Raw genomic sequence first — 24,217 nt, forward strand, 5'->3', positions numbered from 1 at the left:
GGCTAATCATGGCATGAAGCGATGTATTTGGTGCAGAACGGGTAAAAATAATTTCTGTAAATGCTTAACTGCGAAAAATATAAGACATTGCAGGTAATTACTGTCAGACTGGTTTTCCGAAATATGACCTTGCAGAGGACAGTCTTCGGAATGACACAGACCCGCGCGTTACCCCTTGCCTTAATTCAACTTGAAGTCCCGCCACCGGCCGTTGTGGCGCAAATTGGTGAACAACCCGCCTGGTTTATTGATGCTCTGGCATTACAGCCTGCTGATTACGTGATTGTGCGTCCGCACCTTGGCGATGCGCTACCTGCGTTTGACAGCATCAGCGGGGCGATCCTCAGCGGTTCCTGGGCGATGGTCACCGACCATGCCGAATGGAGTGAACGCACCGCCGCCTGGATTCGCGCTGCGCTGGAAGCGGAGTTGCCGCTGCTCGGCGTGTGTTACGGGCATCAGCTGATGGCCTATGCGCTGGGAGGCAAAGTGGCCGACAACCCCAATGGCTGGGAGCGGGGACTCAAGGCGCTGACGCGCCATCCGCAGGCAGAAAATGATCCCTGGCTGGGTGCGCTGCCGGATGATTTCGAGGCCTGGTTGTCGCATCGTCAGTCAGTGATCACCCCTCCGGCGCAGGCGCAGGTCCTGGCGTCCTCTGAACAGGATGGTTGCCAGATCTTGCGTTATTCCGCACAGGCGTTATCGGTGCAATTCCACCCGGAATTCAGCCGCAACATCATGTTAGCCTGTCTGCCAGCGGGTGAGTCTGACGATGGCAGCGAGCTGGTGGGCGAAGATTGGGCGCGGGAACTGCTGCGCAGCTTCTGGCAGCAAACGCGACCTCAGCCGCGCGTGCAGGCTCAGGGCGCGTAATGACGGGTGCAGCGATAGACCCAGGCGGGTGGCACATTTTTCAGCACCCGCTGGCGCTGCCAGGTGAAATAACGTGACAGGCTGGGCTGCGTGAGCGAGGTGTACTGAAACTGCACAAACACGCCATGTGGACCCAGCGCATCATGGACGGCACGCAAAATCGCTTCGCGCGTGGTCGGCGGCAGTGACAGTAATGGCAGACCAGAAAAGATCGCATCATATTCCCCGCACAAATACTCCGCTGAACAGGCGCGAACCTGCATCCGATCATCCGGCAAGGTGCGTAGCGTCTTGACCAGCTCCGGGCTGATCTCAAACACATCCAGCTGCGCCTGCGGTGACATGCGGTCCAGAATCTGCCGCGTCAGTACGCCATTTCCCGCCCCCAGCTCGGCAATACGCAGGCTGTGATCCCAGTTCACGGCATCCGTCATGGTACGGCACAACGTGGCGGAGGAGGGGGTAATGCTTCCCATCTTGCGGGGGTTACGAATGAACTGATGAACAAAGTTTGCTTTGGCGCGCATTAACGTCAGGGCTGAAGCCAACATCTCTTTCTCCTGGTTAGTGTCCTGTTTCATATTGACCCTATTTAAGGGCCATGTTTCGCTTTTTGCTGCGTGGCAGGCAAAACTCAGAATTATCCGTATCGCTCAAACAGATAACCTCGCACCGTTTTTTCCTTCGGCGCGGTCACAGTTTCCCATCGGCAGATCTGACAGCGTGTCTTTGATCGATCAATGTTAATAACAGGTTTCAAAGTTGTTGCATATCACTTCTGTCCCGCAAGGAGAAAACCATGCGTTACGCCGCTCCTGGAGAACAAGGTTCTCTGATTACACTACAACAGCGTTATGGCAACTTTATCAACGGTGAGTTTGTGCCACCGGTGAACGGTAACTACTTCGTTAACACCTCGCCGATCAATGCGTCACCGATTGGTGAGTTCCCGCGTTCTGACCGTGATGATGTCGATAACGCTATCGCTGCCGCACACAAGGCGGCGGATGCCTGGGGAAAAACCTCGCCGCAGGCTCGTTCGCTGGTGCTGCTGAAAATCGCCGATCGTCTGGAGGAAAACCTCGAATACCTGGCCGTCAATGAAACCTGGGATAATGGTAAACCGGTGCGCGAAACCCTCGCCGCCGATATGCCGCTGGCGGTGGACCACTTCCGCTATTTCGCCGGTTGCGTGCGCGCCCAGGAAGGGACGGCGGCGGAAATTGATGAATTCACCGCGTCTTACCACTTCCATGAACCGCTGGGCGTGGTGGGGCAGATTATCCCGTGGAATTTCCCGTTGCTGATGGCGGCGTGGAAACTGGCACCGGCGCTGGGAGCCGGTAACTGCGTGGTGCTGAAACCGGCGGAACAGACGCCGCTGTCCATCACCCTGTTTATGGAGTTGATTAAAGACCTGGTGCCACCCGGCGTGATTAACGTGGTCCATGGTTACGGTAAAGAAGCCGGTGAAGCGCTGGCCTCACATCCCGGCATCGCCAAAATTGCCTTTACCGGATCGACTGCCACCGGTGGCCATATCCTCGAACTGGCGGCGAAAAGCCTGATTCCGTCCACCGTCGAGCTGGGCGGTAAATCCCCCAATATCTTCTTCGAAGACATTATGCAGGCGGAGGAGAGCTTCATTGAGAAAGCGGCAGAAGGGGTGGTGCTGGGCTTCCTGAATCAGGGCGAAGTCTGTACCTGCCCGTCACGTGCGCTGGTGCAGGAATCGATCTTCGAACCGTTTATGGCGGCGGTGATGAAACGTATCAAAACCATTAAACGGGGCAATCCGCTGGATACCGAAACGATGATCGGGGCCCAGGCGTCACAGCAGCAGTTTGATAAAATCCTCTCCTATCTGGAAATTGCCCAGCAGGAAGGGGCACAGGTGCTGCACGGCGGCGGCATTGAAAGCGTGGGTGAAGAGTTTGCCAGCGGCTACTATATCCAGCCGACGCTGCTGAAAGGTAGCAACAGCATGCGCGTGTTCCAGGAGGAAATCTTTGGGCCAGTGGTCGGGGTGCTGACGTTTAAAGATGAAGCGGAAGCCATCGCCCTCGCCAATGATTCCATGTACGGACTCGGTGCCGGTGTCTGGACGCGCGATATCAACCGGGCTTACCGTATGGGACGCGCGATTAAAGCCGGGCGTGTGTGGACCAACTGCTACCATCTCTACCCGGCTCACGCGGCGTTTGGCGGTTACAAAAAATCCGGCATTGGCCGCGAAACCCATAAAATGATGCTCGATCATTATCAGCAAACCAAAAACCTATTGGTGAGCTACAGCACCCAGCCACTCGGCTTCTTCTGATCCTTCAGGCAGCGGGTTCGCCCGCTGCTTTTTTTCCTGCCATGCCCCATTCGGACTAATCCTGTCACTATTCGCTTCTACCCTTTAAGGGCTTTTCCATTTCTCAGACACAGGATGGTGAACCATGCGATATGCGGCAAGGTTGTCTGGCGGCCTGCTACTGGCAGCCAGTTTTACCGCTTTAGCCATTCCCAGCGCCATACCCACTGGCGTGACCTGGTACGATCCCGCGCGCGCCTGGAACGGTTTTGTCTTGTTTCCCGGCAGTGATAACCAAACCCACCTGATCGATATGACCGGTAAAGAGGTGCAGCGCTGGCATTACGAAGGTTTTCCCAGCTGGCCGGTTCCGCTGGATCGGGCCGGTGGTCAACCCGGCCATCTGCTGGTGCAGCTGGAACGGCAGCAAAAGCTGGCAACAGAGGCCAATCCCGGTAACGGGCTGGTGAATGCCAGCGTGGCGGAAGTGGACTGGAACGGCAAGGTACAGTGGCACTACGGTAGCCAGCAGCAGCCGGTGCATCAGCATCATGAGATCCAGCGTCTGCCCAATGGCAATACTCTGGTACTGGGGGCCGCGTTGCGGCAGCTGCCGGGTTATCCTTATCGGATTATTGATAACAGCATTGAAGAGGTCTCGCCGCAGGGTAAAAAAGTGTGGAGCTGGTCGGTGGCCGATCATCTGGATGAACTGGGTTTTTCTGCGGCGCAGCTTTTGATGCTCCGCGACAGCAACGATGCCGATTTCCTGCATATGAATACCGCAGCACCACTCGGCCCGAATCACTGGTTCGATCAAGGGGATCAACGGTTTGCCCCGGACAACATCCTATTTAACTCTCGCAACGGCAATGTCGCGGTGATTATCGATCGTCACAGCGGCAAAGTGGTGTGGCGTATCGGGCCAGATTATCCGGCCCTGAAACTGGATACGCCGCTACCACGCCCGCTCGATCAGATGATTGGTGAACACGATGTACATATGATCGGGCCGGGATTACCTGGTGCTGGTAATCTGCTGATTTTTGACAACCAGGGCAATGCCGGTTTTCCACCCACCCGGCAGGGCTTTTTCTCTGCATCACGCGTGATTGAGGTGAATCCGCAGACCCGGCAGATTGTCTGGGAATACACCGGTGAGAAATCGGGCCAGGCGATCTCGACCTTTTATAGTGCTTATATCAGCAATGCCCAGCGTCTGCCGAATGGCAACACGCTGATCAATGAAGGGCAGAACGGACGGCTGTTTCAGGTGACGCCGCAGGGGCAGATCGTCTGGGAATACGTCAGTCCGTTCTATGGCAAAGCGATGCCGCGCGACCATTATGTATCAAACACCGTTTATCGTGCCTACATGGTGGATTATCGCTGGGCGCCCGCAGGCACGCCGCACAGCGAGCAGGCAGTCGCCGCTGACTGCTCGCGCTATCCGGCATTGCCTGGGTGTCTGCCGTCAAAATAATCCAGGCTGGTCAATCTCTGCACCATTAGCTCACTTTCTGCACTCCGTTGGTGATTCTCTGTTCAACGCGCCAGGCCGCACCAGCCGCCGCCTGGCACGCTATCCCTTGCGCTCTGTGCGCCCATGATTAATTAATCAGTTATTTAAAAACTGGCATAGCGCTTGCAATTCTTCCTGCGCACCATCTTCGTTTTTTGCTTTTTTAAGTCATCAGGGTCTTCAGGCATGTTGCCTTTCTACTGGAGTTAAAAGCATGAGAATGAAAAGTCTGGTTGTTGCTGCATCGCTGTTGGTTTCTATCCTCACGCAATCTGCTGTTCAGGCGGCTGACGCACCGCTGAAAATGCATGCTGACCTGCATGCCCAGCTGCCGGAAAAAATCCGCAGCAGTAAAACCCTCAACCTGGTCACCGATGCCCATTACCCGCCGTGCGAATCCTTCGCCGAAGATAATAAAACCATGGTCGGTTTCGAGCCGGATCTGTGGGATGCACTCGGCCAGGTACTGGGCGTTAAAGTCAAACCGGTGTCGATTGATTTCGCCGGTCTGATCCCTGGGGTGAAAAGTGGTCGCTACGATGTGGCGATGGAGTGCATCTCAGACAGTGACGAACGTGAAAAGCAGGTTTCGTTTGTTAACTATGCCTACGCCACCAGCGAGGTGTACACCCTCGCCAGCGAGACATCCATCACCAATGATCCGCTGACCCTGTGTGGCCTGAAAGTAGGCGTACAGACCGGCACTGACTTTGAAAAAGCCATCAGCGAGATCTACAGCCCGAACTGTAGCAAAAACGGTAAACCGGCGATCCAGCAGGTGACATTGCCTTCTGCGGACGCGGTGCTGCTGGGCCTTTATTCGGGACGCGTGGATTTCGTCCTCAATGATGCGGCCTCGGTCGATGATATTAAGAAAAAAGCGCCACATCCGATCCGCACCGTGCAGATGCCGCTGATGCCGAAATACTACCTCGGCATCGTGGTGGCGAAAGAGAACACTCAGCTGGCGGATGTACTGCTGAAGGCGCTCAACGTGCTGCATGAAACCGGCACTTACGACAGGATCATGGAGAAGTGGGATCTGGAGGCGATGAAGCTGGATAAACCCGGCATCAACCTCACCAGCACGCAGCCATTATGACGGTGCAGCAACGCCAGTGTGATGTGCTGATCATCGGATCCGGCGGCGCGGCGCTGTGTGCAGCGCTGCGCGCGGCGGTCGGTGGCTTATCCGTACTGGTGCTGGAAAAAAGCGCCTGGCTGGGTGGCACCACGGCGATGTCCGGTGGTGCCACCTGGGTGCCTGCTAACCACCATGCGCGCGCAGCCGGGCTGGCAGATTCAGCGCAGCAGGCACTCGACTATCTGCGCGCAGCGGCCCCCGATGGCTGGCAAAGCACCGAAGATGCGCTGTGGCAGGCCATGACGCAACAGGCCGCGTCAATGCTGGCATTTATTGAACAACACAGCGCACTGCGTTTTGCCCTCACTGGGGAGAGCGATCCTCTGTGGCCACTGGCGGGGGCAGTGCAGCAGGGCCGGATGCTGGCACCGCTGCCGTTACAACCCCGGCGGCGGTGGCGCTTACGGCCCACGCCGTTGCCGCGTCTGTTTACCTACCACGAACTGCTGAGCAGCGATCTCTGGCACCAGCCAGTGCGCACGCATCTGCGTCATCTGCCGCAGTTGCTGCGTCGCCAGTGGCGCGGAGAGCTGACCAAAGGCGCGGCGCTGGTGGCTGGTTTGCTTGATGCCTGCCAGGCGGCGGGCTGTGAGTTGATCACTGAAGCGGCGGCGGAGCGATTGCTGATGAATGGCAGCCATCAGGTCAGCGGTGTGCGTTATCTGCATCAGGGGAAAGTGCTGGAGGTGACAGCACGCTGCGGCGTGGTGATCGCCAGTGGGGGATTTGAATGGGATGAACAACGCCGCAGTCAGCACTTTCCCGGTCCGTACGACTTTATCGCCAGCCCGCAGGATAACAGCGGTGACGGACAGCGTATGGCAGAGGCAGCCGGTGTGCAGCTGGCACATATGGATCAGGCCACTATCAGTGGTGGTATCCCGGCGCTGCCGGGCCAGCCCTGGAGTGGTCTATCGATCTTCTTTCATTACGAACCTAACGCGATCCTGGTGAATCGTCACGGCCAGCGCTTTACCAATGAATTTGTCTTCAATCTGGGGGCCGAGCTGGATGCGCGTGATGATCAGGGACAACCGCGACATCTGCCGGTATGGCTGATCAGCGATGTGCATCTGCTGCGGCGTGCGCCATTGCTGCGTTACTACCGCTGGCGCTCACCCGGCTGGATCCGCCAGGCCGCAACGTTGGCACAGCTGGAGCAACAACTGGCGTTGCCGGACGGGGCGCTGCAAGCCAGTGTGGCGCGGTTTAATCAGGGCTGTGCGCAGGGGCTGGATGTGGATTTCTCGCGCCATCTCAGCGCTGCACATGGCAAAGCAGACCGGCGCTTGCAGGGCGGTTTGGCACCGATCTGCCATGCGCCTTTTATTGCTATCCCGTTTAACCGTACCTTCCTCGCCACCAAAGGCGGGCCGCGTACCGATGCCTGTGGCAACGTGTTGCATCGGGATGGCCAGCCCCTGGCCGGGTTATATTGCGCCGGTGCGGCGATGGCGAATCCGATCGGCAGCAAAGCGGTGGGGGCCGGGACCACACTCGGTCCCAATCTGACCTGGGGTTACATCTGTGGCACATCGCTGCTGGCGCGCCATCAGGCCTTAACACAGGAGCCAACATTATGCACAGCGTAAAAACCGCGCTGATTACCGGCGGTTCGCGCGGCGTCGGGCTGCACATGGCCCGCGAGCTGGCGCTGCAGGGCTATGCCATCGCGTTGCTGGTACGCAACGATTGTGATGCGGCGCAACAGGCCGTTGCGCAATTGCAACAGCAGGGCGCTGACGCGGCGTTCTGGCAGGTTGATATCACCGACCGCCATGCGGTGCAGCAGGTGCTGGCACAGGTGGTGCATACCCTCGGTACGCCGTGCCTGCTGGTGAATAACGCCGGTGCCTCGGCTTCGGCACCGTTGCTGGAATTGAGCGACGAACAATGGCAGCAGGTGCTGCATACCCAGCTGACCGGCACCTTTGTGATCAGTGTGGAAACGGTGCGGCTGATGGCACCGGGGGGCGTCATCATCAACATAGCCGGGGCCTCGGCCCATCGTTGTTACCCCAATGCCGGGGCTTTTGGGCCGTCGAAAGCCGGGGTGGTGAACCTCACGGCGCAGATGTCGATCGAATGGGCGTCCCTGGGCATCCGCGTCTGCGGTATCAGTCCGGGGCCGATCCGCGATCCCGATAGCCACTGGGCCACTGACGAACCGGAGCTGGCACGCGAGGTGGCACGGCTACCGCTGCAACGACCGGTGAGCGGGGAGGAGGTAGCGCGCAGTGTCGCTTTCCTCGCCTCGGATGCGGCGGCGTCTTTTACCGGCCAGATGCTGATCCTCGACAGCGGTGGCCTGAATACCTGGTATATGACCGAACAGGAGGCGAGATGAGCAAAACGTTAATGGTGGATGCCCGGCAGGTCACCAAATCGTTTCACGGCGTGGAGATCCTCAAAGGCGTGGATCTCAGCGTTGAGCAGGGGGAAGTGGTGTGCCTGATCGGTCCGTCCGGTTCCGGCAAATCCACCTTTCTGCGCTGTATCAATCATCTGGAGAAGATCGATGGCGGCGAGCTGTGGGTCAATGGCGGCATGGTGGGCTATCGCCTGCAAGGGGACAAGCTTTACGAGCTGAAGGAGGCCGACGTGGCGCGCAACCGCGTCAATATCGGCATGGTGTTTCAGCGCTTCAATCTGTTCGGCCATATGACGGCGCTGGAAAACGTAATGGAAGCGCCGATGACAGTGAAAAAAGTGCCGCGCGCGCAGGCCATGGCGGAAGCCAAAGCGCTGCTGGATCGCGTCGGCCTGAGCCATCGTTATCATTCACGCCCGGCGGCGCTCTCCGGCGGTCAACAGCAACGGGTGGCTATCGCCCGTGCCATGGCGATGAAACCCTCGCTGATGCTGTTTGATGAACCGACCAGTGCGCTCGATCCAGAGCTGGTGGGAGAGGTGCTGGCGGTCATGCGCGATCTGGCACGCGACGGTATGACCATGGTGATCGTCACCCACGAGATGGGCTTCGCCCGTGATGTGGCGAATCGTGTCGCTTTTATGGATAACGGCGCGATTATTGAAGTCTCTGAATCCAGGCACTTTTTCGCCGCTCCCCGCCATCCGCGCACCCGGGATTTCCTCGCCCGTGTGCACGCGGTGAGCGCAGAGTGATTGACAGATGTCGACGCAAACTGTAGATCTTAATTAATCAGTTAATTAAATTTGTCCGGTTGAAACGATGAAGAGAACGCTGATGACGGATAAAACATTGACCTCCCCGCTGAACGCCACAGCGGATCATACCCGCCACGTGGTGGCACAGCGCTATCCAGGCCGCTGGATCTCTGCACTGGTGCTGGCCGTGCTGCTGGCGCTGGTGGCGCATTCGATGATCACCAACCCGAATTTCGCCTGGGGCACGGTGGGCAAATACCTGTTTTCACCCACTATCCTGCTCGGCTTGTGGACCACCTTCTGGCTGACGCTGGTGATTATGCTGCTGGCGATCGTGCTCAGCGTGGTACTGGCGGTGATGCGCCTCTCCAGTAACCCGCTGGTAGTCGGTTTCAGCCGGGGCTGGATTTGGTTCTTCCGGGGCACACCGGTGCTGGTGCAGCTGATTTTCTGGTACAACCTCGCGGCGCTCTATCCGCAGGTCAGTCTCGGTATTCCCGGCCTGTTTACCCTGTGGAGCGGCAGCACTAACGATCTGATTACCCCACTGGCGGCCGCGATCCTCGGTCTTGGCCTGAATGAATCGGCTTATATGGCGGAGATTATCCGGGCGGGCATCTCGTCGGTGGATGATGGTCAGCAGGAAGCGGCGCGGGCGCTGGGTATGACGCGCGGCCAGTATCTGAAGCGGGTGATTCTGCCGCAGGCCATCCCTTTTATCATCCCGCCGACCGGCAATCAGGTGATTGGCATGCTGAAAACCACCTCGCTGGTGAGCGTGATTTCCCTGTCGGATTTGCTCTACTCGGCTCAGGCGATCTACTCACGCACCTACGAAAACATTCCGTTGCTGATCGTCGCCTGTATCTGGTATCTGGCCGCCACCACCGTACTCAGTCTGGTGCAGGCGCGTGTTGAACATCATTATCGCTGGACGCGGGGCTAATTATGCAACTCGGTCTGTTTAATCTGATGTCCTACAAGGACAACCCGCGCGGTGTGCAAGGGGTGATTGAGGATATGCGCAGTATGGTGCTGCTGGCGGAAGAGATCGGTTTCGATACCGCCTGGTTTGCCGAGCATCACTTCACCAACTATTCACTCAGCGTATCACCACTGATGCTGGTGGCACATATGGCGGGCTATGCCCGACGTATCCGTCTAGGCACCGCCGTTGTGGTGCTGCCGTTATATCAACCAATGCGTATCGCGCAGGAGATAGCCCTGGTGGATCGCCTGACGGAAGGACGGCTGGTGCTGGGCATCGGCAGTGGTTACCAGGCGTGGGAGTTTGATCGTTACGGTTTAGATGTGGAAACCCGGGGTCAGCAACTGCTGGCGCACTGGCAGTTTATCAGCGATGCCCTGACTCAGGGACATACCCAGTCGCCGGACCGTTTCGGCCAGCCACTGCGTACCGATTTTCTGCTCGACACCCTGCAAAAGCCGCTGCCGCCGCTTTATCTCACCTCGTCCAATCCGCAGCTGATTGCGCAGTTCCAGAGCTGGCAGGCGACGCCGTTTTTTACCGCGGGTTATCGCGGCAGCCACAAGCTGCAACAGATGGTGGCGGATGCACGCCTTGGCTGGCAGCAGGCGGGTCTGAATGCCGACATGCCAGTGGCGGTGCAGCAGTACATCCACGTCACGGAAAATCGTCAGCAGGCGCATGCCGCTGCCGAGCGGGCGTTGTTTGTGGCCCGTATGATCGCCGCCCTGCGCGAGAACACCAGCGTCAGCGAGCAGGCGTTTATCCATGCGCCGCCGTTGCCGGATGAGCCGTCACTGGAGACGGTGAGTCACAACCTGATGATTGGCGACGCGGAAACCGTCGCCGAGCGCATGTTGGTGGAGATCCGTGCCATCCGCCCCAGCCATTACAACTGTTTCTTCCAGTTTGGCGATATGCCGATTGCCGATGCGCGCCGTTCACTGACGCTGTTTGGCGAACGCGTATTGCCGCTGCTGGAAAAAGAACTTGGTCCATTGACCCTTCGCACCACCAGAGGAGAGTGAAATGTATCGCGAGAAAATTGATGTGGTGTTTGACGACGGTGACAGCATCCTGCAACGCATGCTGGAACAGCAGCGACATGATGCCAGCCGCGCAGAGACGCTGCCGCCTGAGGCCTATAACAGCGACAGCTTTTTCCGCCTCGAAGAAGATAAGGTATTCCGCCAGGACTGGCTGTTTGTCGGCCATGTCTCGCAGGTCGCTAACCTGAATGATTTTTTCACCCTGGATGTAGTGGGTGAGCCGCTGCTGATTGTGCGCAACGATGAGGGTATTGCGGTGTTCTCCAATGTCTGTCTGCATCGCTGGGCACCGATTGCACAGGGCAGCGGTAACAGCCGATCGTTTATCTGTCCTTTCCACAACTGGACTTATAACACCCACGGCAAGCTGAGCGGTGCGCCATCCATGAATCAGGCGCAGGATTTTGACCGGCAGCAGTGCAGCCTGCCAAAGATTCGCCATGAGGTGGTATTCGGCATGATTTTCGTCACTTTCAATGCTGATGCGCCGTCGATGGCCGAACGGCTGGCCCCGATGGCAGAGCGTTTCGAGCGTTATCACTTTGCCGATCTGGTTACCGCCTACACGCTGGATTACGACTGCCCCTACAACTGGAAGATGGCCATCGAGACCTTTATGGAGTGCTACCACCACGCGGCGGTGCACCGCACCACGCTGGAGGACAGCTTCCCCGGTCGCCTCAGCTCCATCATTGATGATGGCCCGGGCTGGACCATCTGCCATCAGCCACTGCGCAAAAATGGTGAGCTGAGCGAGATTCTGACCGAAGGACTGCAACCCTTTAGCGGCCTGAACGAGGAGCAGATGCGTTACAGCGAACTGGTGCTGCTGTATCCCAACTGCCTGATTTCACTCAACCCGGATCGTATTTCCATCAGCGCCATTTTGCCCATCTCCCCGCATGCCACCCAATGGCATCGTGTGGTGCTGGTATCGCCTGAATCCGCTGCGCGTGATGACTTTGCCCAGACTGCCGCGAGTATGAAGCAGGGTAGCATGACCATTATCGATGAAGACCAGTGGATCAATGCCGAGCAGCAACGCGGCAGCCGTTCGCGTCTGGCCCGGCCGGGGCGGTTAAGCCACCTTGAAACCACCGTCTGGCATCTGGCCAATTACCTGAAAATCCGCATGGCGGAGTGAGGAGCAGGCAATGCGTTATGTGAAGCTGGGCCACTCTGGCCTGGAGGTCTCTGCACTTTGTCTGGGAACGGTGACCTATGCGCCACCGGCGCGCAGTGGCCGGAGCTGGACGCTGGATGAAGAGGCCAGCCGGGTGTTGATCCGCGAGGCGCTGGAGCAGGGGATTAACTTTTTCGACAGCGCCAACATCTACGCCAAAGGGGCGAGTGAAGAAATTCTTGGCCGTGCACTGCGGGATTTTGCACAGCGTGATGAAGTGGTGATCACCAGCAAATTATATAACCCGATGCGCAGCGGCCCGAACAGCAAAGGACTATCGCGCAAGGCGATTATGCAGGAGTGCGATCACAGCCTGCGTCGTCTCGGCACCGACTATATCGACCTGTACGAAATCCATCGCTGGGACAACGACACGCCGATTGAAGAGACGCTGGAAGCGCTGCATGACCTGGTGAAGGCAGGTAAGGTGCGTTATCTCGGTGCTTCATCGATGTTCGCCTGGCAGTTCAGCAAAGCACTGCAAATCCAGAAGTACGAACGCTGGAGCCGCTTTATCGCCATGCAGAACCACCTCAACCTGATCTACCGCGAGGAGGAGCGCGAGATGCTGGCGCTGTGTCTGGCGGAAGGTGTGGCGGTGACGCCGTGGAGCCCGCTGGCGCGTGGTCGTCTGGCACGTCCGGTGGATGCGGCGAAAGCCAGCACGCGTGGCGCGGACGACAGCTATACCGATTTTCTCTATGCCGCGACCGTCCAGGCAGACAACGCGGTGATCCGTGTGGTGGAGCAGGTGGCGCAAACGCGCGGCGTGCCGATGGCGCAGGTGGCGCTGGCCTGGCTTTACAGCCGTCCGGCGGTGGTCTCAGCGGTGATCGGGGCCACCCGTACCCTGCACCTGAGCGACGCACTGGCGGCGCTGGATCTGACGCTGAGCGCGGATGAAATCGCCGCGCTGGATGCACCCTATATTCCCCATTCTATTGTTGAACATGACTAAGGCAGGGCATTAATGAAAACCGCGCAACAGATCGCCGAGATCAAACAGGCCCTGATGGCCAAAGGGGTGGAGTATTGCATGGGGGCGTACGTGGATATCCACGGGGTGCCGAAGGGCAAAGTGGTGCCAATTGGGCATCTGGATCAGATGGCGCAGGGATCGGAACGTTATACCGGTTATGCTCTTGATGGTCTGGGCCAGTCGCCGCACGAAGACGAGCTGACCTCGGTTCCGGATCTCGACCATATCATCCAGCTGCCGTGGGAACCGAAAATTGCCTGGATGCCCGCCGATAACCACTTCAAGGGTGAACCCTATGCGCTCAGCACCCGGGTGGCATTGCAGAATGTCATCAAACAGGCCAACGCGATGGGTTTTGGCTTTAACCTTGGCATTGAGTGTGAGATCTACCTGCTGAAACGTGAGGAAGACGGGCGTCTGGTGGTGCCGGAGCGTGATAACAAACTGAATAAACCCTGCTATGACTTGCAGGGCTTTGTCGACCAGTTTGGCTGGCTGGATGAAGTCTCTTCCACCATTAATGCGCTGGGCTGGGATCTTTACTCACTCGACCATGAAGACGGCAACTCGCAATACGAGTTCGACTTTAACTATGCTGACGCGCTGACCACCTGCGATCGTTTTATCTTCTTCCGCTTTATGGCGAAACATTACGCCAAACAGCGCGGGCTGATTGCTACCACCATGCCGAAGCCGTTTGCCGATAAAACCGGCACTGGCGCGCATTTCAATATGTCGCTGTATGACATCAACAGCGGGGCCAATCTGTTTAAACGTGATGCCACCAGCGCCGATGATCCCTGGGGACTGGGGCTGAGCGACACCGGTTATCACTTTATCGGTGGTTTGCTGAAACATGGACGCGCGCTTTGCGCCGCGTTTGCCCCGACGGTGAACAGCTACAAACGTCTGGTGCGCCAGGGGGCAATGAGCTACTTCTCATGGGCACCGGTATTTAACTCGTGGGGGTCGAATAACCGTACCAACGCGGTGCGCGTCCCGGCAGGCGGCGGGCGTTGTGAATCGCGTAATGCTGATGGCGCGGTGAACCCTTATCTGGCGGCAACGCTGGCGCTGGCGGCCGGTCTGGAAGGGATTCGCGAGAAGATCGACCCACGTCAGCCGAATGAAGACAACCTGTATGCCATCAGCGAAGCAGAACGCCGCGAGCGCGGCATCGACTTCCTGCCGCAAAACCTGCTGGAAGCGGTGGAAGCCTTTGATGCCGATCCGTTTGTCGCGGCGACATTGGGGGATGCGCTGAAGAAAGAGTTTATCCACTACAAATTGCAGGAGTGGAACAGTTATCACCTGCATGTCAGCCAGTGGGAAATTGATCGCTATAGCACCATTTTTTAAGCAGCGACGTCGCGGCGCGAGGCAACGCGCCGCCCGCTTTCAGGCATCAAGCCTTTCAAACACAAAATTGCGCATCACGTTGATCGCCTGCTTGTATTTGAAATTGGGGAACATCACGTTGCGGAACAGCACGCCATCCAGATAGGTCGAGATCAGCATCGCCATGTCGGTCGGATTCACCTCGCGGAACAGGCCGCTGGCAATCCCTTCTTTAATGGTGTTCTTCAGAATCAGTGATTCTTTTTCGTAGAACTTTTTGATGGCTTTATCGATGCTGGCGATGCGGCCATTGGTGCTGGAGTAATCGAGGCTGATTTTGGCCAGTTTCTGCAACAGATGGAACTGAAGAATATGGATTTCGATCCACAGGAAGATCAGGTCACGCGGGCCATTGGCGTTGGCTTTGATGTCGTCAAACTGCACAAAAGCACGTTCCACCGCCGATTCAATTACCTTGATAAACAGGTCTTCTTTGGAACCGAAATAGTAATAAATCAGCGCCGAATTCAGCCCGGTAGCGGTGGCGATATCCTTAATCCGCACTGATGAGTAATTCTGGGTAGCAAACAGATCAAATGCCGACGATTGCAGCAACTCTGCCACGTCGCGCTGGGTTTTACGGGGTTTCCTGCTGCCGGGTTCTGCGGCTGGGGCATCCTTCATGGCGACATCCTTATGAAATTAACTAATTAATTAACTCTATCATATCGATAACGGAGAACGGCATGGGTTTATGCGCTTTTTATCGACTCGGCGAGCTGCCGCTGGTTAGCGGTGAAACGCTGCTTGAGACCCGCATCGGCTATCAAACCTTTGGTCAGCTTAACGCCAATCGCGACAACACGGTGGTGATTTTTAGTTATTACAGCGGCACCCATGCCAGCTATCTGCCGTTGATTGGCACCGGGAAAACCCTCGACCCAGCGCGCTGGTTTATCGTGCTGGTGAATAAGCTGGGCAATGGCGTCTCAACATCACCGTCCAATTCAGTTTTACAGCCGGGTGCGGCTTTCCCCCGCGTCACGTTGCTGGATAATCTGCGTGCGCAGGAACGGTTACTGTTTGAACACCTGGGCATTCATCGAATCGCGCTGGCGTATGGCTGGTCAATGGGCGCGATGCAGGCATGGCATCTGGCCGTGGCGCGACCGCAACAGGTGCAGAGCCTGCTGGCGGTGTGTGGTTCAGCCCGTTGCTGGCCGAATAATCAGGTATTTCTCGATGGGGTGCGTGCGGCGCTATGCTGTGACGCGCAGTTTGCTGAGGGTCATTACTCAACGCCGCCGCTGCGCGGCCTGGCGGCTTTTGGCCGGGTTTACGCAGGCTGGGCCTATTCCGCCGGGTTCTTCCGCGAGGCACGCTGGCACGATCTGGGCTTTGACTCACTGGAGGCGCTGCTGGTGGACTGGGAACGGGATCATCAGGCGCTGGACGCCAATGATTTGCTGAGTGCGCTGTATAGCTGGTATCACGCTGATGTCGGTTTGCTGGCCGGGGGCGACTGGCGCGCGGCGCTGGCGCAGATTGGCGCGCGTTGCATCGTCATGCCGTGCGACAACGATCGCTATTTTACGCTGGAAGAGGCGGCGCTGGAGGTGGCGGAATTGCGTCAGGGCGAGTTACGTCCGCTGGTTTCACCTTATGGGCATTGTGCCGGTGCACCCGCTCGATTTGCGGAGGCATCGGCACAGATTGACAGCGCCATGCAGGCACTGCTTTATCTTTAATCGATAATACTGAGTTCGACAATGCGGCCCTGATCGAACCAGGTTTCCAGCCCGGTGACGCGCAGTTCCAGCTTACCTTCGATCACCTGACCGATATAGGAGATCGGCAGCGGCTCGTCAGCTGTATCGTCGCCATACACCACGCACATCTGCTGGCGCGGACTGTAGTAGCACACGGCACCGGTGACTTCACCGTACTGTTCGCGCCGCAGTTTACCGACATCCTGCGTCAGGTATTTGTTTTCCCACGGAGCGACGATCGGCAGGGTGAAGAACACCATGTCGCCAATCAGTTTGCCGTGTTGCAGCACGCTTTTCAGCGGCAGTTTTTCGCGCAACACTTTCGCCAGATTGGGCACTTTGTCTTCCCATACTTCGATGACGCAAATCTTCTTGTCGGCAACATGCATAGCCAGTTTCATGATGTTTTCTCTCCCAGTCAGGCTTTAACGCGACGAAAACCGTCCCCGAGACCCCAGGGAAGAATAAAATCAACCCACATATGCAGGCGGTTAGCCCAGGACAGGGCGCTGTGGGACAAGCGCACCAGATCGCTCAGGGTTTCACACTCGCCAGCCACCTCGACATAGGTGTGCAGCATTCGGGCGGCATCCGGCAGGCTGACGAAGTCAAAGAAGTTGGCTTTGTAACCCATGATTTCTTTGATTAGCAATTGCAGGGTTTTCAGATCCGCTGTCGGGTTGTCTTCCCCGACACGGATCAGCCCCCACAGCATTTCATCCGCCAGCGTGCGGGTTTCCCCTTCGGCAAAAATGATGGTGCTGAGGTACTGACCACGGGCACCGGTGCCGCGTGGCACTTCCCCCCTACCGAGTGCGGCAATTTCTGCCGGTTGTTCAAACCAGATCTTTTCGCGTTGCGCGTCAAACAGCGCTATCGCTTCATCGACCGTCATAACGTTCTCCTGGTGTTGGCGTGAATGTGGCGCATGCCACGAATTTAATTAATCAGATAATTAAATTGAGCAATATTTGTGCCATGAGAAGGAGAAAATTAATCAGTTAATTAATAACGATTTAGCGTAGAGGCGAAGAAATCGCGCGTTCATGTGATCATCCGGCTGCTATGCCAGAGTGCAGCGTGCACCAATGTGTAGCGGCGCGATTTATCGCGTAATTCGGCGGGGGGAGGAAAGGGTGCGCATTGCTGCGCACCTCAGGGAAGGTTACTTCACGCAGGCCGCGCACTGATTATGGATCTGCTGGAAGAAATCATTACCTTTATCATCCACCAGAATAAACGCCGGGAAGTTCTCCACTTCAATCTTCCAGATCGCTTCCATTCCCAGTTCAGGGTATTCGACGCACTCAAGGCTCTTAATGCTCTGCTGCGCCAGTACCGCGGCCGGACCGCCGATACTGCCGAGATAGAAGCCGCCGTGTTTATGGCAGGCATCGGTTACCTGCTGGCTACGGTTACCTTTCGCCAGCATCACCATGCTGCCGCCGTTGGCCTGGAGCAGATCTACATAGGAATCCATACGACCGGCGGTCGTCGGGCCAAGTGACCCAGACGCATAACCTTCCGGCGTTTTGGCCGGACCAGCGTAATACACCGGATGATCCTTGATGTACTGCGGCAGACCTTCACCGTTATCAATGCGTTCTTTCAGTTTGGCATGGGCAATGTCGCGCGCCACGATAATGGTACCGTTCAATGACAGACGGGTGGATACCGGGAACGACGACAGCTGGGTGAGAATGTCTGACATCGGGCGATTGAGGTCTACGTGCACCACTTCGCCTTCGCCCTGCTGACGCAGCGCTTCCGGGATAAAGCGACCCGGATTGTCTTCCAGTTTCTCGATCCAGATCCCTTCGCGGTTAATCTTCGCCTTAATGTTACGGTCCGCCGAGCAGGAAACGCCCATGCCAACCGGGCAGGAGGCGCCATGACGAGGCAGACGTACCACACGGATATCGTGAGCAAAGTATTTGCCACCGAACTGCGCACCGAGTCCCAGCTTCTGCGAGGCTTCCAGCAGTTCCTGCTCCAGCTGCACATCACGGAAGGCCTGACCGTGTTCATTACCTTCGGTCGGCAGCGAGTCGTAGTAGTGGGTGGAGGCCAGCTTCACCGTCTTCAGCGTGCTTTCTGCTGAGGTGCCGCCAATCACAAACGCGATATGGTAGGGCGGACAGGCGGCGGTGCCGAGTGACATCATTTTGTCGACCAGGTAGTTCTTCAGTTTGGCCGGGGTGATCAGCGCTTTGGTTTCCTGATACAGATAGGTTTTGTTGGCGGAACCGCCACCTTTGGCAATACACAGGAACTTATACTCGTCACCATCGACGCTGTAGAGGTCAATCTGCGCGGGCAGGTTGGTGCCGGTATTCACCTCTTTATACATATCCAGCGCGGCGTTCTGTGAGTAACGCAGGTTATCTTCGATAAAGGTGTTATACACGCCCTGCGACAGTGCGGCTTCATCGCCGCCACCGGTCCACACACGCTGACCTTTTTTGCCCATGATAATGGCGGTACCGGTGTCCTGGCAGGTCGGCAGCACGCCTTTGGCGGCGATTTCGGAGTTGCGCAGGAACTGCAACGCGACATATTTGTCGTTCTGGCTGGCTTCGTCATCCGCCAGAATTGCCGCCACCTGTTTCTGATGGGAGGCACGCAGCATAAAAGAGGCATCATGGAATGCCTGCTGTGCCAGCACAGTCAGCGCTTTGGGATCGACTTTCAGTACTTCTTCGCCATCGAAATTTGCCACGGAAACATAATCGCGGCTGAGCAGGTAGTACTCAGTATCATCTTTGGCGAGAGGAAAAGGATTCTGATAGAAGAAGGGTTTATTCGACATGTTGGCTCACTCAGTTATGTGAAGCCCGCCAGCTACAGAGAAGACGGGCTGCATCATTAGCGATTCGTTATAGGTTTTTTCTCTCGCCAGCCCGGCCTGGGGGCTGACTGGCGAGTATCATAGCATTTTAACATTCTTTCGCGGCTGCGATTTTTAACATCGAAGCAACATCATCAGAACATCAGCACCATCCACGGATAAGCAATCACCATCAGCAATACCAGGAACAGTGCGCCGAAGATGGTGCCCAGACGCCAGTAGTCTTTGGTAGGAAGATAGCCGCTACCGTAGTAAATCGGGCTGGGGCCAGTACCGTACGGGGTGATGATGCCCATCACACCCAGTGAGGTACACAGCATCAGACAGAACACCGGCATATTGATGCCTGGGATAGCCGCCGCAATGGTCAGCATGGCAGGCAGCAGCGCGGTGGTGTGCGCGGTGGTGCTGGCGAACAGGTAGTGCAGAACATAGAAGGCAATCAGCAGTACCACGGCGGAAACTTGTGGGTCATAGCCTTGCAGCAATTGGCCACCTTCTTTACCCAGCCAGGCAATAAAGCCAACTTTAGCCAGACCATCGGCCAGCGCCACCAGGGTGGCAAACCAGGCGAAGGTGTTCCATGCGGCTTTATTACTGGTGATGTCGCTCCAGTTCAGTACGCCGGTCCACAGCATCAGCACGATTACCAGCAGGGCGGCCATCGCCGGTTCAATCCAGTCGGTGGCGAAGATCCACATCAGCAGCGCGGAAATCACGAACACCAGCAGCAGGATTTCATTGCGTGACAGTTTGCCCAGTTTCGCCAGCTCGGCAGTTGCCCAGCGTGGCACTTCGTCATTCAGTTTCACTTCTGGCGGGTAGAGCCAGTAAGCCAGCAGCGGCATGGTCAGGATCAGCAGCACACCCAACGGCAGGAAGGCAAGGAACCACATGCCCCAGGTGATATCGAAGCCAATTACGCTTTTTACCAGCGCCAGCGCCAGCAGGTTCGGAGCCAGCGCCGACAGGAACATCGAGCTGGTGATACAGGTGGCGGTGATAGCGACCCACATCAGATAAGAACCAATTTTGCGTGCGCTGGGGTCATTGGGTTTTGAACCATACAGCGGAGGCAGGTTGGCAATAATCGGATAGATGGTCCCGCCACTACGTGCGGTGTTAGAAGGAGTGAACGGTGCCAGCAACAGGTCAGCAAAGGTAATGGCATAACCCAGCGTCAGGCTGCGACGGCCAAGATATTTCACCAGAATCAGCGCCAGACGGCGACCGAACTGGGTTTTATCGTAACCGGCGGCAAACATAAAGGCACCGAAGATCAGCCACACGGTGGAGTTCCCGAAGCCGCTTACCGCCCATTTGAACGACTGGCCGGCCATTTTGAACTTCGGATCGGCCAGTTCCGCCGGGCTGAACAGCAGATACTGACTGAACAACGCGATGACCACCACGCCGGTCAGGCCAATCACTGCACCAGGCAGCGGTTCGAAGATCAGGCCGACAATCACCCCGACAAAGATAGCGAAGAAGTGCCAGGCGTAAGGCTCCAGCCCTGCGGGAGTTGGCACCAGGAGGAGCAGCACAGCGATCACCACCGGCAGGCATAACATAATGAGCCGGTTTTTATTCCCCGGCGCGGCAGGCGGCGCTTTTAGGGGTTCACTCTGGGTAGTTTGTGTTTTCATGGTTTTGGTCTGCAAGTTGTGGAGAATGCGATTAACGTTCCGGGACAACAGGTGTTACCGTTATTAATGCTCAGCTGATACTTTTTTAAGCTGCCGTTACGTCTTTAATGCTTCCTGAATTGCAATATTGAAGAGAGAAGATTGCGTAATGTAAATATGATGCGATTTATTAAAAACTCCATTTTGATCTGGATCAAAAAATCGATTCAGTATTAAATCCTTTTTGTCTTTGTCATATATTTTTACCTTTGCTTAATTCGTTTCTGGTGAAGCCAGAACACCATGAAGCTCAAGGGACAGGGCCTTCCTGCCTAAGATGTGTCTCATAAGGTTATGATTTATCATAAATTAATTTCTATGTAAATGAAAAAATTGATTTTTGACAACCTTTCGCTAACATTTTAAGTGGCGCATATTCAGCTGTTGTGTTTATTTACAGAATAATTTAAAAGTTAAATAACTAAACTTATTAATTATGTAACTAAAGAAATTGGTATATTGTTGGTATGAAATCGGACCTCTTAAATAAATTTGAAATAACTGCGTCTGTCAAAGAATTCGAAACTTTTAAATTTTGGAGTTGTTATCATGAATACGCTCACCCCGATTCTTAATCCACTCACTCTGCCGAAAGGCGCTGTATTGAAAAACCGCCTGGTGATGGCACCGATGACCACCTGTACCGGTTATTTTGACGGCGGTGTGACCAGCGATCTGGTGGACTACTATCGCGTACGTGCGGGCAGCATCGGTACTGTGATTGTCGAATGTTGTTTTATCGACAACCGAGGCCCGGCCTTCCCCGGTGCCATCGCCATCGATAGCGACAACAAAATCCCCGGCCTGGCGAAAATTGCCGACGCCATCAAATCCCAGGGTTCCAAAGCGATTTTGCAGATTTACCACGGTGGTCGCATGGTGGATCCCGCGCTGATCGGTGGTAAAACCCCGGTAGCGCCCAGCGCCCTTGCCGCCCCGCGTGAAGGCGCACCGACTCCCCAGGCGCTAACGGCGGAAGAAGTGGAGGTGATGATCACCAAATTCGGTGATGCGGTGAACCGCGCCATCAAAGCCGGTTTCGATGGCGTTGAGATCCACGGTGCCAACACCTACCTGATTCAGCAGTTCTACTCACCGAACTCCAACCAGCGCGATGACAAATGGGGCGGCAGCCGCGACAACCGCGCCCGCTTCCCCATGGAAGTGCTGGAAATCACCCATAAAATGGCGGACCGCTTTGCGGCAGCTGACTTTATCATTGGCTATCGTTTCTCGCCGGAAGAGCTGGAAGTACCGGGCATCCGTTTTGACGATACCATGTACCTGCTGGAAAAACTGGCGGCGCGCGGTCTCGATTATGTGCACTTCTCCGTCGGCCAACTGCTGCGTCCGTCAATTGTCGATACCAAAGATCCGACGCCGCTAATCACCAAATATCGGGCGCTGCGTTCACCTGTGCTGGCGAAAGTACCGGTGATTGGCGTTGGCGGCGTGGTCAACAAAGAAGATGCGGAGAAAGCGCTGGAGTACGGTTTCGATTTGGTGGCGATTGGTAAAGCCTGCATCGCCTACCCGGATTGGGCCGATCGCGTGATCAAAAACGAACATATGGAGCTGTTTATCGACAGCACCAAACGCGAAGAACTGGTTATCCCGGAGCCGCTGTGGCGCTTCTCGCTGGTGGACGCGATGATCCGCGATACCAGCGATACCGGCCGTAAATACAAAGCGGGCGTGTTCCAGGAAAAAGTGGAAGCTGAAGCGCTGAAACTGAAAATCAACGTGACGCTGGATACCGACCGTATCACCGATATCTCGCTGGTGCCGGATGCCACGCTGGACGTCGATTTCACCAGTACCTTTGAAAGCCTGCGTTCCCGTATTCTGGTAGCGAACAGCCCGCATGTGGATGCGGTAACTGGCGCTACCACCCAGAGTGAGGCGCTGAAAAAAGCCGTCTCGCGTGCACTGGCAACCTCCAGCAAAGAACATGTGATTGACGAGGGCGGTAACCCGAATGCGCCAGTTAATTACGATGTGGTGGTAGTGGGTAGCGGCGGTGCCGGTCTGGCCGCAGCAATCCAGGCGCATGATGATGGTGCTCGCGTGGTGATTATCGAGAAGATGCCGACTATCGGCGGGAATACCATCAAAGCGTCCGTCGGTATGAACGCGGCAGAAACCCGTTATCAGCGCCTGAAAGGCATCGAGGACAGCAAAGAGTTGTTTTATGACGAGACGCTGAAAGGCGGTAAATTCAAAAACAACCCGGTGCTGTTGCGTGAGTTCGTTGAGCAGGCGCCCGGCGCGATTGACTGGCTGACTGATAAAGGCATTGAGTTGTGCGATATCACCATCACCGGCGGGATGAGTATTGACCGTACCCACCGTCCGGAAGATCGCTCCGCTGTCGGTGGTTTCCTGATCAGTGGTTTGGTGAAGAACGTTAACCAGCGCAATATCGAAGTGTTGCTGGAAACCTCAGTGGCGGAAATCCTGTTCGAAAACGGCGCGGTCAGCGGCGTGAAAGTGGTGGATGAGTACAATGACAGCCGTATTCTCAACGCGAAAAGCGTGATTGTGGCGACCGGCGGTTTCAGCGCCAACCGTGAAATGGTAGTGAAATACCGCCCTGAACTGGATGGCTTTGTCACCACCAACCACAAAGGGGCCACCGGTAGCGGTATCGCCATGTTGCAGAAAATAGGTGCGGATACCGTCGATATGAGCGAGATCCAGATTCACCCGACAGTCGAACAAACTACCTCGTACCTGATTTCCGAAGCGATGCGTGGTGGTGGTGCGATTCTGGTGAGCCAGGCGGGCAAGCGTTTCTACAATGAAATGGAAACCCGCGACAAAGTTTCCGCCGAGATTATCGCGCTGCCGGAAAAAAGCGCGTGGATCATGTTTGATGAACAGGTGCGTCAGAACAACAAAGCGGCGGATGAGTACATTGCCAAAGGTTTTGTCATCAGCGCCCCCACTCCGCACGAGCTGGCGGTGAAACTGAATATGGATCAGGAAGCGCTGCAAACCACCCTGAATCGTTACAACCAGTTTGTTGAGCAGCAGAATGACGAAGACTTTGGCCGTAAAACCGCGCTGCGTCATCCGCTCAATCACGGACCTTACTTTGCCATCCGCATCGCCCCAGGGGTGCACCACACCATGGGCGGTGTCACCATCAATACCGACACCGCAGTGCTGGATGCGCAGAAACAGGTGATTCCGGGTGCCTGGGCGGCGGGTGAAGTGGTTGGCGGTATCCACGGTGCCAACCGTATCGGGGGTAACGCGGTTGCTGATATCATCATCTTTGGTATCAAAGCCGGACGTAACGCTGCGGCACTGGCATTAGGCTAAACAACGGCTTACAACAAGCCATTCGTAGCGGCGTGATTTTAAGACCTGCGCAATAAATCGCGCCGCTACACCTGAATGAGG

At 56.3% G+C, this 24,217-nt stretch carries 20 protein-coding genes; 14 read left to right on the forward strand and 6 right to left on the reverse strand.

All coding sequences use genetic code 11. The features are described 5' to 3' along the window. Positions 1-150 precede the first annotated feature (150 nt). Positions 151-876 (forward strand): glutamine amidotransferase, encoded by a 726-nt coding sequence (locus PW844_RS13115; RefSeq protein WP_299452224.1) that lies wholly within the window; start codon positions 151-153, stop codon positions 874-876. On the opposite strand, the gene PW844_RS13120 is transcribed toward PW844_RS13115, so the two are convergent. Beyond that, the gene (locus PW844_RS13120; RefSeq protein ID WP_299452226.1) at positions 864-1,427 is read right to left on the reverse strand and encodes a methyltransferase domain-containing protein; all 564 of its coding nucleotides are present in this window, start codon (positions 1,425-1,427) and stop codon (positions 864-866) included. The two genes, PW844_RS13115 and PW844_RS13120, sit on opposite strands and share 13 nt — an antisense overlap. A gap of 248 nt (positions 1,428-1,675) precedes the next feature. On the opposite strand from PW844_RS13120, the gene PW844_RS13125 reads away from it, so the two are divergent. The 11 genes from PW844_RS13125 (at position 1,676) to glnT (ending at position 14,528) form a co-directional block, all read left to right on the forward strand. Beyond that, the gene (locus PW844_RS13125) at positions 1,676-3,196 is read left to right on the forward strand and encodes an aldehyde dehydrogenase family protein (protein WP_084873965.1); all 1,521 of its coding nucleotides are present in this window, start codon (positions 1,676-1,678) and stop codon (positions 3,194-3,196) included. A gap of 124 nt (positions 3,197-3,320) precedes the next feature. Further along, the gene (locus tag PW844_RS13130; protein WP_299452230.1) at positions 3,321-4,658 is read left to right on the forward strand and encodes an aryl-sulfate sulfotransferase; all 1,338 of its coding nucleotides are present in this window, start codon (positions 3,321-3,323) and stop codon (positions 4,656-4,658) included. A gap of 253 nt (positions 4,659-4,911) precedes the next feature. After that, a complete protein-coding gene (locus PW844_RS13135; protein ID WP_299452232.1) occupies positions 4,912-5,799 on the forward strand; it encodes an ABC transporter substrate-binding protein in 888 nt (295 codons plus the stop codon). After that, positions 5,796-7,433 (forward strand): FAD-dependent oxidoreductase, encoded by a 1,638-nt coding sequence (locus PW844_RS13140; protein ID WP_299452234.1) that lies wholly within the window; start codon positions 5,796-5,798, stop codon positions 7,431-7,433. Before PW844_RS13135 ends, PW844_RS13140 begins: the two co-directional genes overlap by 4 nt. Beyond that, complete coding sequence (locus PW844_RS13145; RefSeq protein ID WP_299452237.1) at positions 7,421-8,188, forward strand: SDR family NAD(P)-dependent oxidoreductase; 768 nt, start codon at positions 7,421-7,423, stop codon at positions 8,186-8,188. The genes PW844_RS13140 and PW844_RS13145 overlap by 13 nt, the downstream gene beginning before the upstream one ends. Continuing rightward, positions 8,185-8,967 carry an amino acid ABC transporter ATP-binding protein gene (locus tag PW844_RS13150; RefSeq protein WP_299452239.1) on the forward strand — a complete coding sequence of 261 codons (783 nt, stop codon included), beginning with the start codon at positions 8,185-8,187 and terminating at the stop codon, positions 8,965-8,967. Before PW844_RS13145 ends, PW844_RS13150 begins: the two co-directional genes overlap by 4 nt. Positions 8,968-9,034: 67 nt before the next feature. Further along, entirely contained in the window at positions 9,035-9,916 is an 882-nt protein-coding gene (locus PW844_RS13155; protein WP_299452241.1) for an amino acid ABC transporter permease, read from the forward strand. 2 nt (positions 9,917-9,918) lie between these two features. Next, complete coding sequence (locus tag PW844_RS13160; protein ID WP_299452243.1) at positions 9,919-10,986, forward strand: LLM class flavin-dependent oxidoreductase; 1,068 nt, start codon at positions 9,919-9,921, stop codon at positions 10,984-10,986. 1 nt (position 10,987) lies between these two features. After that, positions 10,988-12,151 carry an aromatic ring-hydroxylating dioxygenase subunit alpha gene (locus PW844_RS13165; protein WP_299452246.1) on the forward strand — a complete coding sequence of 388 codons (1,164 nt, stop codon included), beginning with the start codon at positions 10,988-10,990 and terminating at the stop codon, positions 12,149-12,151. A gap of 10 nt (positions 12,152-12,161) precedes the next feature. Continuing rightward, positions 12,162-13,148, forward strand: a complete 987-nt coding sequence (locus tag PW844_RS13170; protein ID WP_299452250.1) for an aldo/keto reductase — start codon at positions 12,162-12,164, stop codon at positions 13,146-13,148. Positions 13,149-13,160: 12 nt separating this feature from the next. Beyond that, positions 13,161-14,528: a type III glutamate--ammonia ligase gene (gene glnT, locus PW844_RS13175; protein ID WP_299452252.1), complete on the forward strand. Its 1,368-nt coding sequence runs from the start codon at positions 13,161-13,163 to the stop codon at positions 14,526-14,528. Between the two features lie 39 nt (positions 14,529-14,567). On the opposite strand, the gene PW844_RS13180 is transcribed toward glnT, so the two are convergent. After that, positions 14,568-15,191: a TetR/AcrR family transcriptional regulator gene (locus PW844_RS13180; RefSeq protein ID WP_299452254.1), complete on the reverse strand. Its 624-nt coding sequence runs from the start codon at positions 15,189-15,191 to the stop codon at positions 14,568-14,570. Positions 15,192-15,253: 62 nt separating this feature from the next. On the opposite strand from PW844_RS13180, the gene PW844_RS13185 reads away from it, so the two are divergent. After that, positions 15,254-16,255: an alpha/beta fold hydrolase gene (locus PW844_RS13185; protein WP_299452257.1), complete on the forward strand. Its 1,002-nt coding sequence runs from the start codon at positions 15,254-15,256 to the stop codon at positions 16,253-16,255. Here the strand turns inward: PW844_RS13185 and PW844_RS13190 are convergent. The 4 genes from PW844_RS13190 to PW844_RS13205 all read right to left on the reverse strand — a co-directional run bounded on the left by PW844_RS13190 (position 16,252) and on the right by PW844_RS13205 (position 20,770). Continuing rightward, positions 16,252-16,677: a DUF3830 family protein gene (locus tag PW844_RS13190; protein WP_299452259.1), complete on the reverse strand. Its 426-nt coding sequence runs from the start codon at positions 16,675-16,677 to the stop codon at positions 16,252-16,254. The genes PW844_RS13185 and PW844_RS13190 overlap by 4 nt on opposite strands. Before the next feature lie 17 nt (positions 16,678-16,694). Continuing rightward, a complete protein-coding gene (locus tag PW844_RS13195; protein ID WP_084873978.1) occupies positions 16,695-17,171 on the reverse strand; it encodes a hypothetical protein in 477 nt (158 codons plus the stop codon). A 270-nt stretch (positions 17,172-17,441) separates the two neighbouring features. After that, complete coding sequence (gene fumA / locus PW844_RS13200) at positions 17,442-19,085, reverse strand: class I fumarate hydratase FumA (RefSeq protein ID WP_299452264.1); 1,644 nt, start codon at positions 19,083-19,085, stop codon at positions 17,442-17,444. Positions 19,086-19,258: 173 nt separating this feature from the next. After that, positions 19,259-20,770, reverse strand: coding sequence for an anion permease (locus tag PW844_RS13205; protein ID WP_299452266.1), 1,512 nt, complete (start codon positions 20,768-20,770; stop codon positions 19,259-19,261). Between the two features lie 588 nt (positions 20,771-21,358). Between PW844_RS13205 and PW844_RS13210 the strand changes: the two genes are divergently transcribed. Beyond that, complete coding sequence (locus tag PW844_RS13210) at positions 21,359-24,136, forward strand: flavocytochrome c (protein ID WP_299452268.1); 2,778 nt, start codon at positions 21,359-21,361, stop codon at positions 24,134-24,136. Positions 24,137-24,217: the final 81 nt, after the last annotated feature.

Source organism: Pantoea sp. (genome assembly GCF_028283705.1).
Classification (GTDB): domain Bacteria; phylum Pseudomonadota; class Gammaproteobacteria; order Enterobacterales; family Enterobacteriaceae; genus Pantoea.

Coding starts and splice junctions, on each gene's coding strand:
- PW844_RS13125 (WP_084873965.1), top strand. CDS start 1,676: ATGCGTTACGCCGCTCCTGGAGAACAAGGTTCTCTGATTACACTACAA.
- PW844_RS13210 (WP_299452268.1), top strand. CDS start 21,359: ATGAATACGCTCACCCCGATTCTTAATCCACTCACTCTGCCGAAAGGC.
- PW844_RS13145 (WP_299452237.1), top strand. CDS start 7,421: ATGCACAGCGTAAAAACCGCGCTGATTACCGGCGGTTCGCGCGGCGTC.
- PW844_RS13155 (WP_299452241.1), top strand. CDS start 9,035: ATGAAGAGAACGCTGATGACGGATAAAACATTGACCTCCCCGCTGAAC.
- PW844_RS13185 (WP_299452257.1), top strand. CDS start 15,254: ATGGGTTTATGCGCTTTTTATCGACTCGGCGAGCTGCCGCTGGTTAGC.
- fumA (WP_299452264.1), bottom strand. CDS start 19,085: ATGTCGAATAAACCCTTCTTCTATCAGAATCCTTTTCCTCTCGCCAAA.
- glnT (WP_299452252.1), top strand. CDS start 13,161: ATGAAAACCGCGCAACAGATCGCCGAGATCAAACAGGCCCTGATGGCC.
- PW844_RS13195 (WP_084873978.1), bottom strand. CDS start 17,171: ATGACGGTCGATGAAGCGATAGCGCTGTTTGACGCGCAACGCGAAAAG.
- PW844_RS13205 (WP_299452266.1), bottom strand. CDS start 20,770: ATGAAAACACAAACTACCCAGAGTGAACCCCTAAAAGCGCCGCCTGCC.
- PW844_RS13150 (WP_299452239.1), top strand. CDS start 8,185: ATGAGCAAAACGTTAATGGTGGATGCCCGGCAGGTCACCAAATCGTTT.
- PW844_RS13120 (WP_299452226.1), bottom strand. CDS start 1,427: ATGTTGGCTTCAGCCCTGACGTTAATGCGCGCCAAAGCAAACTTTGTT.
- PW844_RS13140 (WP_299452234.1), top strand. CDS start 5,796: ATGACGGTGCAGCAACGCCAGTGTGATGTGCTGATCATCGGATCCGGC.
- PW844_RS13180 (WP_299452254.1), bottom strand. CDS start 15,191: ATGAAGGATGCCCCAGCCGCAGAACCCGGCAGCAGGAAACCCCGTAAA.
- PW844_RS13165 (WP_299452246.1), top strand. CDS start 10,988: ATGTATCGCGAGAAAATTGATGTGGTGTTTGACGACGGTGACAGCATC.
- PW844_RS13130 (WP_299452230.1), top strand. CDS start 3,321: ATGCGATATGCGGCAAGGTTGTCTGGCGGCCTGCTACTGGCAGCCAGT.
- PW844_RS13135 (WP_299452232.1), top strand. CDS start 4,912: ATGAGAATGAAAAGTCTGGTTGTTGCTGCATCGCTGTTGGTTTCTATC.
- PW844_RS13170 (WP_299452250.1), top strand. CDS start 12,162: ATGCGTTATGTGAAGCTGGGCCACTCTGGCCTGGAGGTCTCTGCACTT.
- PW844_RS13190 (WP_299452259.1), bottom strand. CDS start 16,677: ATGAAACTGGCTATGCATGTTGCCGACAAGAAGATTTGCGTCATCGAA.
- PW844_RS13115 (WP_299452224.1), top strand. CDS start 151: ATGACACAGACCCGCGCGTTACCCCTTGCCTTAATTCAACTTGAAGTC.
- PW844_RS13160 (WP_299452243.1), top strand. CDS start 9,919: ATGCAACTCGGTCTGTTTAATCTGATGTCCTACAAGGACAACCCGCGC.